The 14,413-nt window shown below is 30.6% G+C and carries 8 protein-coding genes and 2 pseudogenes; 1 reads left to right on the top strand and 9 read right to left on the bottom strand.

Annotated features, from left to right (window positions below; genetic code table 11):
* Nucleotides 1-691 precede the first annotated feature (691 nt).
* From EC846_RS18440 to EC846_RS04450, 8 genes and pseudogenes are all read right to left on the bottom strand, one after another.
* Nucleotides 692-1,285, bottom strand: a pseudogene (locus EC846_RS18440) (transposase); the annotation flags it as partial.
* Nucleotides 1,282-1,992, bottom strand: a complete 711-nt coding sequence (locus EC846_RS18565) for a TnsA endonuclease N-terminal domain-containing protein (protein ID WP_322900089.1) — start codon at nt 1,990-1,992, stop codon at nt 1,282-1,284. The pseudogene EC846_RS18440 and the gene EC846_RS18565, both read right to left, overlap by 4 nt.
* Before the next feature lie 222 nt (nt 1,993-2,214).
* Complete coding sequence (locus tag EC846_RS04475; protein WP_004915830.1) at nt 2,215-2,394, bottom strand: DNA-binding protein; 180 nt, start codon at nt 2,392-2,394, stop codon at nt 2,215-2,217.
* 1,296 nt (nt 2,395-3,690) lie between these two features.
* Nucleotides 3,691-6,885 (bottom strand): DEAD/DEAH box helicase, encoded by a 3,195-nt coding sequence (locus EC846_RS04470; RefSeq protein ID WP_123774341.1) that lies wholly within the window; start codon nt 6,883-6,885, stop codon nt 3,691-3,693.
* Between the two features lie 276 nt (nt 6,886-7,161).
* Nucleotides 7,162-7,303 (bottom strand): annotated as a pseudogene (locus EC846_RS04465) (VF530 family DNA-binding protein); the annotation flags it as partial.
* A 94-nt stretch (nt 7,304-7,397) separates the two neighbouring features.
* Entirely contained in the window at nt 7,398-8,264 is an 867-nt protein-coding gene (locus tag EC846_RS04460) for a hypothetical protein (protein ID WP_123774339.1), read from the bottom strand.
* Nucleotides 8,265-8,269: 5 nt separating this feature from the next.
* Entirely contained in the window at nt 8,270-13,006 is a 4,737-nt protein-coding gene (locus tag EC846_RS04455; RefSeq protein WP_123774338.1) for an ATP-binding protein, read from the bottom strand.
* A 191-nt stretch (nt 13,007-13,197) separates the two neighbouring features.
* On the bottom strand, nt 13,198-13,692 hold the full coding sequence (locus tag EC846_RS04450; protein WP_171409974.1) for a hypothetical protein: 495 nt from the start codon (nt 13,690-13,692) through the stop codon (nt 13,198-13,200).
* An 85-nt stretch (nt 13,693-13,777) separates the two neighbouring features.
* On the opposite strand from EC846_RS04450, the gene EC846_RS04445 reads away from it, so the two are divergent.
* Entirely contained in the window at nt 13,778-13,987 is a 210-nt protein-coding gene (locus EC846_RS04445) for a helix-turn-helix domain-containing protein (protein ID WP_005212309.1), read from the top strand.
* Here EC846_RS04445 and EC846_RS04440 read toward each other — a convergent pair.
* Nucleotides 13,976-14,413 carry a hypothetical protein gene (locus tag EC846_RS04440; RefSeq protein WP_123774337.1) on the bottom strand — a complete coding sequence of 146 codons (438 nt, stop codon included), beginning with the start codon at nt 14,411-14,413 and terminating at the stop codon, nt 13,976-13,978. The genes EC846_RS04445 and EC846_RS04440 overlap by 12 nt on opposite strands.

The raw sequence follows: 14,413 nt of genomic DNA, 5'->3' as shown, positions 1-14,413 counted from the left end.
CTCCCCATGCCAGTATGGGAGCTCGACTTATACTTGAATGTATAGTCTTATGATAAATTTCGTCAATCCATTCAGTTAGATAGGATCTTAATTTAGCTAAAGTAATGCTAGCATTTTTTTGTGGATCATAATCGGCCTTTTCTCGAGAATTTGAAAATGTGGTCCCCCTTATCTTTTGAATCAGATTATGAGTTATTGTCCCAAAAAAACGTTCAATTTTAGCTTTATCGTCTGGTGTTCTATTTTGAGCTGGCTGAATCGTAATGCCTAGTTCACAGCATATTTTGCTCATTGTATTGTTTTTAAATTCCACACCATTATCAGGGATAATTAAAGCAGGAATTCCACCTGGAAGACCATTATGTGGTCTATTCAACATATCTTTAAAAGTTGCAAGAGTACTCGAAGCATTAACAGGTAACATACTTAGATACCATCCAACAATACAACGAGTAAAGATATCAATAGCACAAGTTAGAAAAGGACGCCCCATAACATCTTTTGATTCTTCATCGATAATAAATATGTCTAAATAATGAGTATCAATTTCGACTATTGCCATTACAAAAGGGCTTTCTTTTTTTATTCCAGCGGCTTTAAATGTTGTATTTGCGATTCTCGCGCCTTTTTTTGCTCGTATTACGACGTACGGATCCAGCTGCTTAATTCTTCGTTGAATAGTACGTAATGATGGACATTGATTAACGTTTATATCTTGCTCAAGCATTTTTGCTTTGATAAATGCTATAACATCAATGCTGCTTCGATGTTCTTTCGGTTCTAGATAGCACTCTCTAATTGCAAGAGTTATAATTTGTTCAATCTCAATATTGAAGCGAAGGAATTTATTTCCCGGCTTGATTTTATTTAAAACATAGAGATCCTTGTCATTATCTAAATACAGTTTTATCCACCTCATGACTGAACGGGGTGAGGGAGGAGAATGGTCCTTTATTCGTCTTGAAACATCGATAATTGTCTTATAAACATTAGGATGTGAATAGGGATGACTAACTGAATTTAACACGGTTTTAATGTATTCTTGTTTTCTCAATAGATCTCTAGTTTTTTCCTTACTTAATACTGAGTCAGATAAATCTCCATTTAATTTGATCTCACCTGAATGGTATTTTTCAGTAAATTTTTCGATACTAATTGAGTAGATTTTTCCCCCAGTGATTGCTGAGTAACGTACCATCCCTTGACTTGTCCAACTAACTTCAAAGGAGGTTCCAGTTAGTAAAAATCTTAACCCTATCTTTGGAATTAACAAATGTGAGTTCATAGTAGCCCCCGAGATCTGATTGCTTCTACTAGAGCTGGGATGTAAACTGGCATAGGAATATATTTATAAAATATTAAGTAATATGCTATATCAACAGGCAAACTATTGTTTTCAAGTATTTTTTGTATTTCTGTGAATAGTAATTGACCATGAGTAGGAATGACTTTTATTGCTTTATCTATCAGCTGATCTGTCCACGATTGTATTCCTAAGCGTTGATAAAAATATAATAATGCAGTTTGGTTAAATCCCAACACAACATCATTTTTATCGATTACCTTATATTGTATGTTATGGTAATTTATTATTTTTTTAATTCGATGGTGTTTCTTAGCTTTTTTTTCTGTCAAATTATGTTTATCTGGTTTTACTTCATGGACTTCAACACGGCCATCAGAGTATTTAACTAAAAAGTCAGGATAATTTGATTCATATTGGCTTAATTGGATTTTTAATGCTTGTGTCCGATAGGAAACAACAGAAAGATCTCTCTCTAATTCAATTGCATATGCTAATTCCAAATTACTTTCAATAGGTATCATTCCAGCATTTTTCTTACTAGGAAATAACGAGGTACGCTTACCAACGCTACCTTGATGAATTTTCCTGATGCCGTGCAAGACACCTGCAATATCAGAACCCCGCTTAAAAGCGAGTTCGATCTGCTCATGAAGATTTGAGTTTGGATCATCTTTATATTTTTTCATGTTGAGTACCTTCCTTAACTCGTTTGAAAAAACAGCAGGGCTGCTATTCAGAAACGAGCCTATTTATTCACTTTGTAAAAAACAAAATGTAGGGCTTGACGAATTGCCCAATACAGAAGATACTTTGAGTAAGAGGTTTCAATATTTCTGTATTGGAATCAAACGACTTATGTCTGCAAACATAAGTCGTTTTCTTTTATATAAACCTATAAGAATAAATTTCTATTGCTTTATACCTAGCTTCACTGCGATCAGATGGCTTTTTCCTCTTTGTGGAATGCGTGTGTGATTCAATATTTGGTAGACCAATTGAGCAGGGAAATTATTCTCCCTTGACCATTCCGCAATTGATATACCAGAACTATTAAATTCTTCTTTTACTTGCTGGATACTTTTAATCATCTCGAAAGCTCCTAAATTTTTTATAAAAATATAGTAATTTTATAAAAACTACAATTTTCCATATTTCTTGTTTAAGACCAAAATTTTCCATAAAAAATCAAAAATAGAGTCTAAATTACACACAAGCCTTTGTTTTTATTATCTAAATATGCATTTTGAAAGTCAAAGACTTTGATATCTAGTCTTAAAATGTATTCAAGGGTTTAAGAGCTAAGTTTAATTTTTTTAGATACTTATTATCAATTTTTAGCTAGGGTTTTAAGTAAGATTAATTTACTAAGACTTTTATATACTTAATAAAGGTGGAGTGGTTTAAATACATTTTAATTAAAACCTAGCGATACTTTTAAAGCTTCATGAATATATTTTAAAAAAGCATAGGAAAAGGGATAAATGTATTTTAAGGCATTGAAATATTTTATTACATTTTCGTAAGAATTCTTTTTTACGGAAATAAAATATTCAGGAGATTTTTTAAGAAAAAGGTAGCCAAGTAGTATTTCATCAGAGAAATTGGAATTCTTTATTCTACTAAATGAGCTGCGTAAACTTCACAATGATATAGATGCTGACGTTAGATCATTGAAGCTTGATATAAGCGCATACAATATGTTGGAAAGATAAAAGGGTCATTCATTAGAGCTAAAGAATTGCTAAGAACTCTAGGTAGGACAGCATGAAAAATAGGAAAAAGTTGAGCCAAAAAGTTTCAAGAGTCAGGTCAATCAAGTATATGCATGTGTAACCATATTAAATAAGTTCATCAAAGTAGGTAAAACCGTAATACCCAAGTTGTAATTTAAATTTGAATGCTATGCACAACATAGACATATGAATGATGTAACATCTGTCGCGAATGACAACTTATATGTCGCGTGACGTAGCAGTGCTACTCAGGCCACAGTCTTAGATATTCTATTTAACTTATGTTTACCTGAAGTTTGATTCATAAGAATCAATATATTTATATTAATTAAATTGAATAACTTAGAGAATTAAAATTACAAGTTATAAATATTTAGTTCATGAACCTCGTTATGAATACATGATTTCCTACTAAAAAATATTAAGAATAGACTAAATTTGTCTAGGGGAGCGGTAGCAGTCCAGTGCTAATCGCAAGTTTATGAGCATAGTCTGCTAGATACTTAGCAATATTATCTGCTGTTGCTGGTAAAAAAACATTCCACTCCACTTCATTGACGTAAAGCTGACTCTTAACTTTGTCGCGTATTTTCACGTGTTGCCGCTTACAGGTGCTGGTCAATTTTACTCATATGAAGGTACATCGATTTCTTAATTCTGATTGAAATAACAACGGAGCTTTGTTTCAGTCATCTCTACGACCGTAGAGTAAACTGAACCAAGGAAGTTATGCATATCCAGTGTTATGGATGATGCTTTTACACCTGGCTGTGCGATGGCAAACTCAAAACTCACATCTGTATATTTCAATGCTTTTTTAATGGTATCAATATCACCTGAATTACCATGATAGAAGCGCTTACCTTGTAATACACCCGTACCATTTCGTCTTTCAAGATGTTTCAGCAGTTCTTCTGGCCTCCATTTATAGCGAAGTGAAACAATGGCCTGCCCGCACACTTCATATAAATCAGAAAGCCTAGCGCCAGAGTCTTGTTTTGAGTATTTACAATGAATAAGTTCAAAGTGAATCAAATTATCTTTAGCAAAGATAGCTATGATATCTGCTGACTCTCCAGAATTATCATCATTAAAAACAATGGTAGCTCCTTTGTTTACAAGATATTGCATCATGTATTCTTGAATGGAATGCTCACGTTTAGCTAAGCTTTTGTACATCGACTCAATAGTAAAGTCCACACCAGCCCAATCAAATGTTTCAATACGATCTACTGGTATTTGTGATAGAGGAAGGTCACCATAGTTTGTATGAATACATCCAGCAATTGTGCATCCATCGCTAAGAAATAGGGTGGGAGGATTTTCTTCGAAGAACTGTTTAATTGAAATTTTAGTGTTTTTTAAACCATCAAGTTTGAAGGTACAGTTATCTAAACCGACTATGGAGTGTCCCTTTTCACCACCTAAGATAATCGAGAAGTTTAATTCAGTCTCAAGAATTTTAAGTGTGAAATCTGCCTTATTATCAATGTATTGATCAAAATGTAAATCACACTCTGAAAGCAAATATGGTTTCATGTCAGCCAGTTCTATCGTAATTTTATGCATTCGGTCATAAAGTTCTTCAGACCAGTCAGTTGCCAAGACAATCATATTGATAGGATAAGTTTCAAGCTGAGTTTTTGAAGCTGAATTTTCAAGTAATAGATTTGAGTCTATAGAATCATCTGTTATCAAGTTTCCTATAGATAAACACCATGATTTCCATTCTTTAATATCGCTAACACGAGCTGGACTCCAAATTTTTCCTTTTACAGAAGCACCAACACTTACTGGAAAGCCGTTCCTAAAGCCTATACCGACAAAGTCAGATTTTTGGCATCTGCTTCCATTCTTCCACTTTGTCAATTCTGTTGTAACATCTGCACCGCTTAGCCGTGAATAACGATGAAGATGATTAGCTGGCTTAAATATTCCAGCATGAACTATGCTCAGTCGTTTAATAGAATCAAATGACCGAAATACACAATCACCGTTGAGTGGAGTTGCTGTGTTTCCCGTAAGTGCTTCAACTAACTCTTTGACATCCAGCTGTTTTTCTGAATACCCAATATAGAGATTTTTATTAGTTTTATCGAAATGGAGAATGATTAAGTCCCATTTCTGATCACGAATTTTGTCCGTTTTCGCCCACTTTACTTTGTCACGTTTCTGAGTTGTAAAATAAAAAACATTTTCTTGTTGATTAAAATATGGTTGAGAGAGTGCGTATTGTTTTAAATTAAAAGCATTTTTAAAATTAATCCAATTTACCGTCTCACACTTGTAGCAAACACAACTTAAGGCTGGATAGACTAGTTTGGGATTTAATTCTATATCTGGTGAGTCAAAGCCTGAATAAGGCTGACAGCCTTGAAGAAAGGTTAGTAGTGACTCAGCTTCAGTTTTTTTTGCATCAGCTATTTCGCTAATAACAGTTTCCCAGCCTGAACCTTCCTGAAAAAGATTCTCAAGCTCTTGGGACATTTTTTCTTCTGCGTAATTAACAACAAATGATGCAGGTCCTAATTTTTCTTGAGTGCGTGTAAACCGACCAATAAATTGAAGTAGTACAGACAAAGATTTGTGCACACTATGAACTGCAGCAATTTTAAAGTTAGGATAGTCGAACCCCTCTTTAAGCATGTCGACGCATACTACGATGTCATATTTATGATCTCTAATGTCTTCTATGATCTTTTTTCTGCCAGTGATACCAGAGTGTACTAGCACAATTCTTTCATTTGGATACCACTGTTGGTAATCTTCAAATAATTCTTCTGCTTTTGTTCGATTCTCAGCTCGTACCATAATTCTATGTGCATTAAAGCCATTAGCTCTATCGCTTTTTAATCTTTCCATAGCTGCATCTGCAATAGCTTTATCTTTCTTCTTAGGGTGTTTCTCGTCAACTGATACAAGAGAGATAGGGGAAAAGCAAGAATCCCTCAAAGCTTGTGATAATGAATAGTTATATACTATTTTTCCTTCAATTGGTTGCCGATCATTTCGATAAGGGGTAGCTGTGAATTGGACAATTTTGCTGTTTGAAAATAATTTTTTGAGTTCTTGCCACTCTGCCGCGCCCATATGATGAGCTTCATCGAAATATACGTGGGTGAATAAATCCTTTGCAGCATTTGCTACACCACTTTTAGCTCTTGCAAAAAATGCAGGAGTGGAAACAACTATCTCAGCTTCTTTTAAAATCTCTAATTGTTCTTCGCTAGTTAATATTTTATTCAAAACTAAAACTTTGGGGTTTGGAGCATCTTGGGGTATTACACCTAATTCTCTCAATATTCCCCAAGAAGCAAATTTATCTGATATTTGACGTTTAAGATCAATTGTTGGAACTATGACTAATGTTCTGTTGGCTTTATCGGACAAAGTTGTAATGAGCATCGTTTCAGTTTTACCTGTACCTGTTGGTAAAACAACTGTTGCAACGTCATTAGATAATGACCAATGTGAGAGTAGAGAATAGGTTGCTCCCAATTGCGCTAAACGTAATTTCCAGCCATTCTCACCTTGTCCATTTAAGGTTACGCCATCAAAAAAAGAGCTCCTAGCATTACTAGTTCTTGAAATAGTTCCTTTGATGATTTCGTAAGAGTTCTTACTTTTACCGATTCCAGCTTTTAAATCAGCTTGAAAACTTATACCTGTTGGATGGCAAAGATTTAAAAAGCGTTCTTTGCTGTACGTAACATCGAAGCCCCATTCACCAGAACCGATAGCTAGTTGGGATAGCGTTCCAATTTTAGTTTTTGTTTCAAAGAGATAAATAGGCTTTAACACGCTTAAAACTTCTGTATGAGTCAGAGCCAGGTTGTTTTGATTCATGTGTACCTCTTATCAACTTGGTGAAAGTAAAACACTAAGTGTTAGAATGCGTATGTTTTCTGCTCTGGAGATGCTCCTAGTTGATATAAAAATTGAGATAAATTAATGGTTTTCAACCTGCGGTGATCATATAGTAGCCTACAGTTTGTAAGAATTCATTTCAATGATTAGTGCTCATAAAACACCTCGTTAATTAGCTATATTATCTAACTTAACGGTGTCTACAAAATTAGTAGCTATTCACTAACCAAAATGCTGAGGTTAGGGTGCTGATACCTACGATTTCAGTTTGGTTTTTTGACGTAAGACATATAAATATAAGCTTTCTACTTTTTCACGTGCCCATGGTGTGGTACGCAAGAATCGCAATGATGATTTAACACTTGGATCTATGCAAAAAACATCTAATTTCAATTTTAGGAAGTTAAGTCAATCACATATTCAATTTTTACATTAAATTTGAGTAAGTATAGGAAATCTTGGCTTTTATATCATTATGCAATAAACCTGATTTAAAGTAGAGCTTTAGTATAAAATGATAAATTAGGAAATATTTTTTTTAATTGGGTATAATAATCTTCCCTTAAAATCAAATCACATCCTTCACATGTTGGAATATTCGAATTAGTTCCAACAAAGGAAGCTCCATTTCCTATTTTTTTATCTTTCCAATATCTAAATTCTAAAATAACTTCATCATTTTTGTTTATAGCCCTTAAGCCATTTTTATAATTATCAATCCGCAATTCCAGTAAAGTGACAAACTGGCTATTTAGCCATAATATAGAGGGCAACCCCATGTCATTCATATTATAACATAAGCCCTGTATAAAAGGAGTACCGAGATAAAAACTATTATTCCAGATATGATAAGAAGAGAAATCACGTCTTAAAGGGTTAGTCTCAACTTTCACAGGAAGTAGTCCCTCAAATAAAATGACACTCTTATTATAATTATTAATATTATAATTTTTTAAAATTAATTGGATTTCAAACCTAGAAATTCTCACAAAACCATTTTCAACACTTGGTTCTTTAAAACCTAAAATTTCATCGGAGGGAAGAGGTATTTTTGGACGTTGAATTATCGATTTAGAATGAGCAATAATAGATTTAACATCTAATTTAGCGTCATCTTCAAAAATTGCAGAATCAGAGTAATTTTCATTAAGATACCTACACAAAACACTAAATACCAACTCTTCTATATAAATATTTGGTGAAAGTAATTGTTCAGAATTATTAATAAATAAATCGAAAATATTCCTATCAAATTGTGATTCAACCATGTCAAAAATAGACTCAGTTTCAATTCCAATTGAATTTAAATACTTAATATATTTACTAGATCTTACTATATTTAAATGAGCATCAAGCATTTGAATTAAATTCCATTAATAATATCTGTATAAAGATTTTTAATATATAAATTTTTCTTAATTAAAACATGGGATAATTCATTAACTATATTTTCCAAAAGTATTTTACAGTTTTTTCTTTCATGAAATATTATTTCTAAGATTCCAGAAATTGATAAATGATAAAAATCAATTGAATTTTTAAAAAACCATTTTAAAGGTTGAATAAGTAGTGTTTCATCATAAGAAATTAAATAGGATATAGCAACAAGAACTTCTCTTTGAATTTCTGCATCATGGTGTCTGGTTTTACTTAAAATCAATACAATTGCAAGCTCATTATCATTCATATTAGAAAATTCTGAAGCTTCAACTTTATTCCAATCAAAATCATTATTATCAGGTAATCGGCTTTCAATATAGCTAAAACCTTTGTTATACATACTTAGGACTATGTCATTATTAATACCAGAATATTCAAAAGCAATAATTAGATTTGCTGTTGAATCTGGCATATAGTCATTATTAGGATAGCATGTAATAAGACATCGAGACAACTCTTTAATAGCTAACTTTTTATCAATTTTTATGGCTTCTTTTAGAGACTCTTTATGAACAAATTTATGTAAATTCCCATCTTGTGAATATATGAAAATATTAATAAGAAGAAATACTCTTAACTCATGAGTAAGATCTAAGTTATTTACTAATAAGTTAAGGTTTTCAAAATGCTTTATTCCGCCCCAAGGAAATCTTTTCCTAATAAGTGGAATTAAAAAATTAATAATAACCTTTTCATTGTAATGTTCTTTTATAAAAAAATATATATTATTTAGGTCGATATTGGATAGAACTTCTTTGTTTGTATAATAGTTAATAATCTCTATTTCTGACTTATTCATGAAGGATTCAGGTAAACAGAGTTTTTGAGATAACTCTTCAGAGAGCTTACTTTTTGATGAACTTAGATATTTGTCAGAATTGTTAGCCTTTTTGTTTGGTTGGTAAATTCTAGCTAAACCAAATTTATTCAATGTATTTTCAAATTTAGATATAACGCTATCTTTTAAGTCATTATAACTATCATTCCAGCTTCTACTATATAAGTTAAGTAAAGATCTCTTAGCTAAATCAATATCAACTGATTCCAATAAAAGAATTATATCCATAAAACTTTCTAAATACTCAGGTCTATTATTCGTTGGAGATAATATGTATAAAAAATTTAAAATTATAGGATTAGTATTGCTACTTTTCTGCAATAATTCTAAAAACATATAGTCAAGTTTCCAAAAGTATGGGTCTTTAATAAATTCATAAATAAGGTATTTAGTTGCTAAATTTATATCTATATTTAAAAGTTCTCTATACCAATCTATAGCTAGCCATCTTATTCCTTTTCCATCTTCAGTATGCTTCATGACAGCATCACTTAAATATTTTAATTTTTTAACATTTTCTCTGGCAATTACAGAATTAATTCTATTAATTGAATTTAAAGGAGATATTAATTCTGATAAGGTTGTATCTTTTCTAAAACTATAACTTGTTATGTTGGTAATGGCTTCTCTAAGTTCACTTTTAGCTTTTTCAAAATTATTCAATTTAGCATAATAAATTGATTTTTTAAAACAATAATCTGCATATTGACTATAATCAGAATCTTCTGATTGGTGAAATTTTTCATAAGCATTTATTAATAATAATATATTTTCATTATTAATAAAATCAAACTCTATAATTGGTAATGCGGGATAGGGAATCGCTAATAAGTCATTTATTACAGACTTCCATGATTCCTCAGTCTTTACATATTTCAGACAGATTCTAATGGTATGTCGGATCAAACCACCATTACTATATGTAAAATCAACAGCTCTTGGCGAACCTTTATAAGGATTAATTTCACTTGCTAAGAAATTAAAATTTTTAACAATTTCATTTTCTTTTTCCTGATCTTCTACAGTGTTCTCTATAATAAAAAAGCGAATAAAAAATTTAATCCAATTATAAAAGAAATTTTTGGATGGTATCTTTTTTTCAAAATCAATTAATTTTTTTATATCATTTTGAGCATATAGACTGATGTTAAAATAAAAAGCATTTAACTCATTTGAATCTATGTAACTGGTTTTAAAATCTATAGTTAAAGGTTTTAGTTCTTTAACTTCAAAATCTTCTTGATTAATTAATTCCAATCTTTTAGTGATGTCCTTATTTTTTAATATTTCATTTATTATTTTTGCTATTGCATTTTTTTGATCAAATTCTATATATCCGTAAAGGGTGAAAATATCATCTATTTTTTTAATATCTATTAATGCAAAAATAGCCTGTTTAAAAAAATCTTTATTCTCTTCCTCTACTAGATTAAGAAAAAGATGCTTTAAATCTTCGTGACTTGTACAGCTGTAAACATAATATTTAATATTCTCTAGATCAATTTCATCTTCAAATAAACTATCTATTTCTTTCCATCTAGGAGAGTACCCATATTTCTGCAAAATTGTAAAAGATTTAGCTATAATTTCGTCATTGAAATTTTTTTCACCATTAAAGAAAAGTAATGAATTTGCTTTTTCAGTCCCATGTATCAAGCATATGGCTTCAAAGTAATATTCAAATTTTTCAAGAAACTGGCTGTAATTTTCCTCTGAACTGGTTGAAACAACAGTTCTATTTAGTTCATTTATATAAATAAATAATGGCCAATCTTGTAAAATACCTGCAACTTTTACAAAGCTCTTAATATTATTTTTTATATAAAATTCTGAATGACCGTTAAATAAGCTTTCGTTTAGAAAATCATTATTAGCATATTCAACAACATAATTATATTGTTCAGATTTAATTAAATAGTTTAATAAATATCTATATGACTTAGTATTTTCATAAAAACCTTTTTCTTTAAGCCATGTACTAATCCGCACATCAATATTTTTCCGCTCTAAACTTGAAAGTCGTTCTAGTACATACCTTTTATAACTGTCATGATAAAGACTAATACCTCCTCTAAAACTATTTATCATTAATAAAGGTGATAATATTTCAAGTTCATTTTTAAGGTATTGACTAAAAATAATTAATTCTGATAATTCTGACATATCAACTGAAAAATCCAAACATCCTAAAAAATCAGAAGTTAAATTATTCTCTAGTTTATTAGAAATATATTCATAGTAACTTTTAAGGTTAAAGTCATAAGATGGTAGATTATCTATATGTTCTTTTGATACATTAGAATAGGTGTTAATGGTTTTAAGTATATAAGTCAAATATAAAGGATTTCCTTGACTTTTATCATTTAACAAGTTTGATAAAAAATATTCATCGAATTTAATATCGTCAATATTAAATTTCACCATTAATAATTTTGTTTTTTCTACATCCCACTTCGGCAAATCTATTTTTATGAAAGAATAATTATCAATTAAAGGGTTTACCTCATTTACTGGTTGTGAACTTAAAATGATACTAATATTTTTATTAATCTCTATCTGTGAGATATAGTTAATAATTCTAGTTCTCTCTTGTGATAAAGATGTTGATATTTTAAGTGTTCTTTCAATATGATCTAGCCCATCAATAATAATGATTAATGGGCGATCAATTTTTGATAACAATAAATTTAATTCTTTTAGACTTGCTGCTAGTAAATTCTCTTTTTCCTTTCTTATTTTTGGGAATTTTTTTAGTAGGGTTGAAATTAAATTTCCAAAAAAAACATCTGAAAGAACTCTCTGCTCATTTAAATTATCTTCTGTTCCTGTAAAACAATAATGCCTGATTACAGAAATATTAATTTCCTCAAGATATTCAATGAAATTTGTTAAAAACCATGATTTTCCTGCACCAGGTTCACCAATCATCAAGTTTTTCTGATTTTGATTTATTTGCTCTAAAAATTCTTGATTTTTACTATCTAATACTATGTTTTTATGTTGATCAATTTGAAATTTTTGTTCAATTTCTCCAAAATTAGTTTTAACTCTTAATATATCAAGAATTTCTTTAACTGATATCTCTCTAGAATAACTTCTACATTTCCCTGCTAATTCGGCTAATCTTACAAGAAAATCTGGTATACATACATCATCGTTAGGATATTGACCTATACCTAATTTTTCTGCTTGTCTAATTAATATTTTTTCTAAATCATTGGGTTTGTCAAATTCTAAACTAGCTTTAGGAAAATTAGTTTCAATTAGTAAATCACTACAAAAATTATTAAAAATATTTCTGTCTAAGCTGTTTTCTTTTACATAATTTTTAAAATTGTTCCATCGATTAAATTTTACTGGATTAATCTCCCAAAGATTATCAAGATTAATCTTAAAAATTTTAGTAATATCATCATCGAAAGATAAAGTTAAATTTTCTTGGCGTAATACTCGGCAAATATTATCATCGGTGGGTTCATTCCATGCTAAGCATAGTCTAAACTCTGTTTCAGGTGTCCTTAAATCACGCCATGTTTCAAATAGTTTATAAATTGCTAGCCCATACCCACTATCATTCGCGAGATCATCTTTTTCTAATGTCTTAGAAGTAGAATCATTGCTGTACTTTATTTGTTTACGCTGTATTTTTGTTCCATTTATAATGACTAAATCATCAAATCTGTCAGGTACTCCTTCTGAGGTATTTTTTTTATCGATTGAAAATATACTTTCCCAATTGCCTTCTAATACTTCTTTTAGGATAAAGTAACTTGTAAGTAAATCTTGGTAATTATAACCTTCATGGGCACTATTCAAGCTCAAACTATTTATCCTTCAGAATTTTACAAAAGTTATATATTAAATATGTTTAGTTAATTCAAAAACTTAAAAATATTTCTTCAATTTTATCAGCTGTAATTTTAATTTTCTATGAGACTAAGGAATAATTTTTATTTCATCGTATTTTTTGTGTTTTATAGTCAAGATCGAATATATGTGATTTTTAGATTAGCTTACTCTCTAAAATATAAAATTAAACTACTTATTGCTCTAATTTGTGGCTTTAAACTCTCAATTTCTTTAATTTTTATCAGTCTTAATTGTTCAATTCTAAATTGGATATCAGGAAATTGATCTTTTAAATCTTCCAATGCATCGACTTCTTGTTCTAGTGCAGTAATTTCGAACACAAACTCTTCTTTTTTCAAATTTAGTTCTTGGATGGTAGATCTTGACTCAATGCAAAACTGTGATCGTAGATCATGCAAATTTTCAGCTTCGGTATAGGTAGTTTGTCCATATCTACTTTTTTCAACATCAACGGTTAAATAACCATCTTTAACTAGTCGAAGTATCAACCGATAAACACTTTGATAGTTAACATTATTATCTATTACTTTCAAAAGTTTAACTTTATCCCAAAAGTCTACCGTTTGCCATGAGTCAATCTTATAACTACAAAGTACACGGGAAAGTTCTTTAAACATGGGTAAGTTTTGAATTTCCATATTCATTACTCAAATAATGAGGATTATAGTCCGTGGATTAAAACACTTCAATTCCTGATAGTTCTTGTATTTACGGTAGTCACCTATGAATCAAGAACTAGCACTGTCGATTGGCTCAAAAATTAGGGAAACTCGGAAAAATAAATCTATTAGCCAAGAGCAGTTAGCACTGCTAACTGCAATTGATCGCAGCTATTTAGGGCGAATTGAAAGGGGAGAAGTCAGCATTACTGTTGAAAAACTCTACCAAATCTCACAAACACTCAATGTTGATCCTAAAATATTACTCCCGTGATAAATATTTTTTGAGAAGGTGGGGAGCTAGTAGATGATCTATCTTCAAGTTAGTTCTTAATTTTACCTCTTCTATAATATCTATAAGTGTTTCTGTATTCTGGTGAAGCTGTGACTCCAAATCATCAATTTGTGAACGTAGATTTTTATTGGTATCTGTAAGAGCCTGTCTTGTCTTTTTATTCACATAAAGTTGCTGTTCTTTAGTCTTTAGGTGCAGTGGAGAAATCTGCTGGGATATATACAGAGATATGAGGTTCTTCCGTTCAGCAGAACTCAAAGTACTTAGCCCACCTGATATATAGCCCTTTGCTGTTAGACGGCTATGGAGAGCTTTGTGCGAAATAGGGGATTTTTCAAAACCTTCAACCAACATCATTTGTAATTCTTGTTCGATGACTTCATCTAATTGTTTACCACGTAACAT

The organism is Acinetobacter sp. BIGb0102, assembly GCF_003815055.1.
GTDB lineage: Bacteria > Pseudomonadota > Gammaproteobacteria > Pseudomonadales > Moraxellaceae > Acinetobacter > Acinetobacter vivianii.
Note: the sequence above shows the minus strand (reverse complement) of the source record. Positions and strands in the feature narration are given on the sequence as shown.

Bases quoted from the DNA above. Each gene is read 5' to 3' on its own strand.
- EC846_RS04445 (WP_005212309.1), top strand. From the start codon at position 13,778: ATGAATCAAGAACTAGCACTGTCGATTGGCTCAAAAATTAGGGAAACT.
- EC846_RS04460 (WP_123774339.1), bottom strand. From the start codon at position 8,264: ATGCTTGATGCTCATTTAAATATAGTAAGATCTAGTAAATATATTAAG.
- EC846_RS04450 (WP_171409974.1), bottom strand. From the start codon at position 13,692: ATGGAAATTCAAAACTTACCCATGTTTAAAGAACTTTCCCGTGTACTT.
- EC846_RS18565 (WP_322900089.1), bottom strand. From the start codon at position 1,992: ATGAAAAAATATAAAGATGATCCAAACTCAAATCTTCATGAGCAGATC.
- EC846_RS04470 (WP_123774341.1), bottom strand. From the start codon at position 6,885: ATGAATCAAAACAACCTGGCTCTGACTCATACAGAAGTTTTAAGCGTG.
- EC846_RS04440 (WP_123774337.1), bottom strand. From the start codon at position 14,413: ATGTTACGTGGTAAACAATTAGATGAAGTCATCGAACAAGAATTACAA.
- EC846_RS04475 (WP_004915830.1), bottom strand. From the start codon at position 2,394: ATGATTAAAAGTATCCAGCAAGTAAAAGAAGAATTTAATAGTTCTGGT.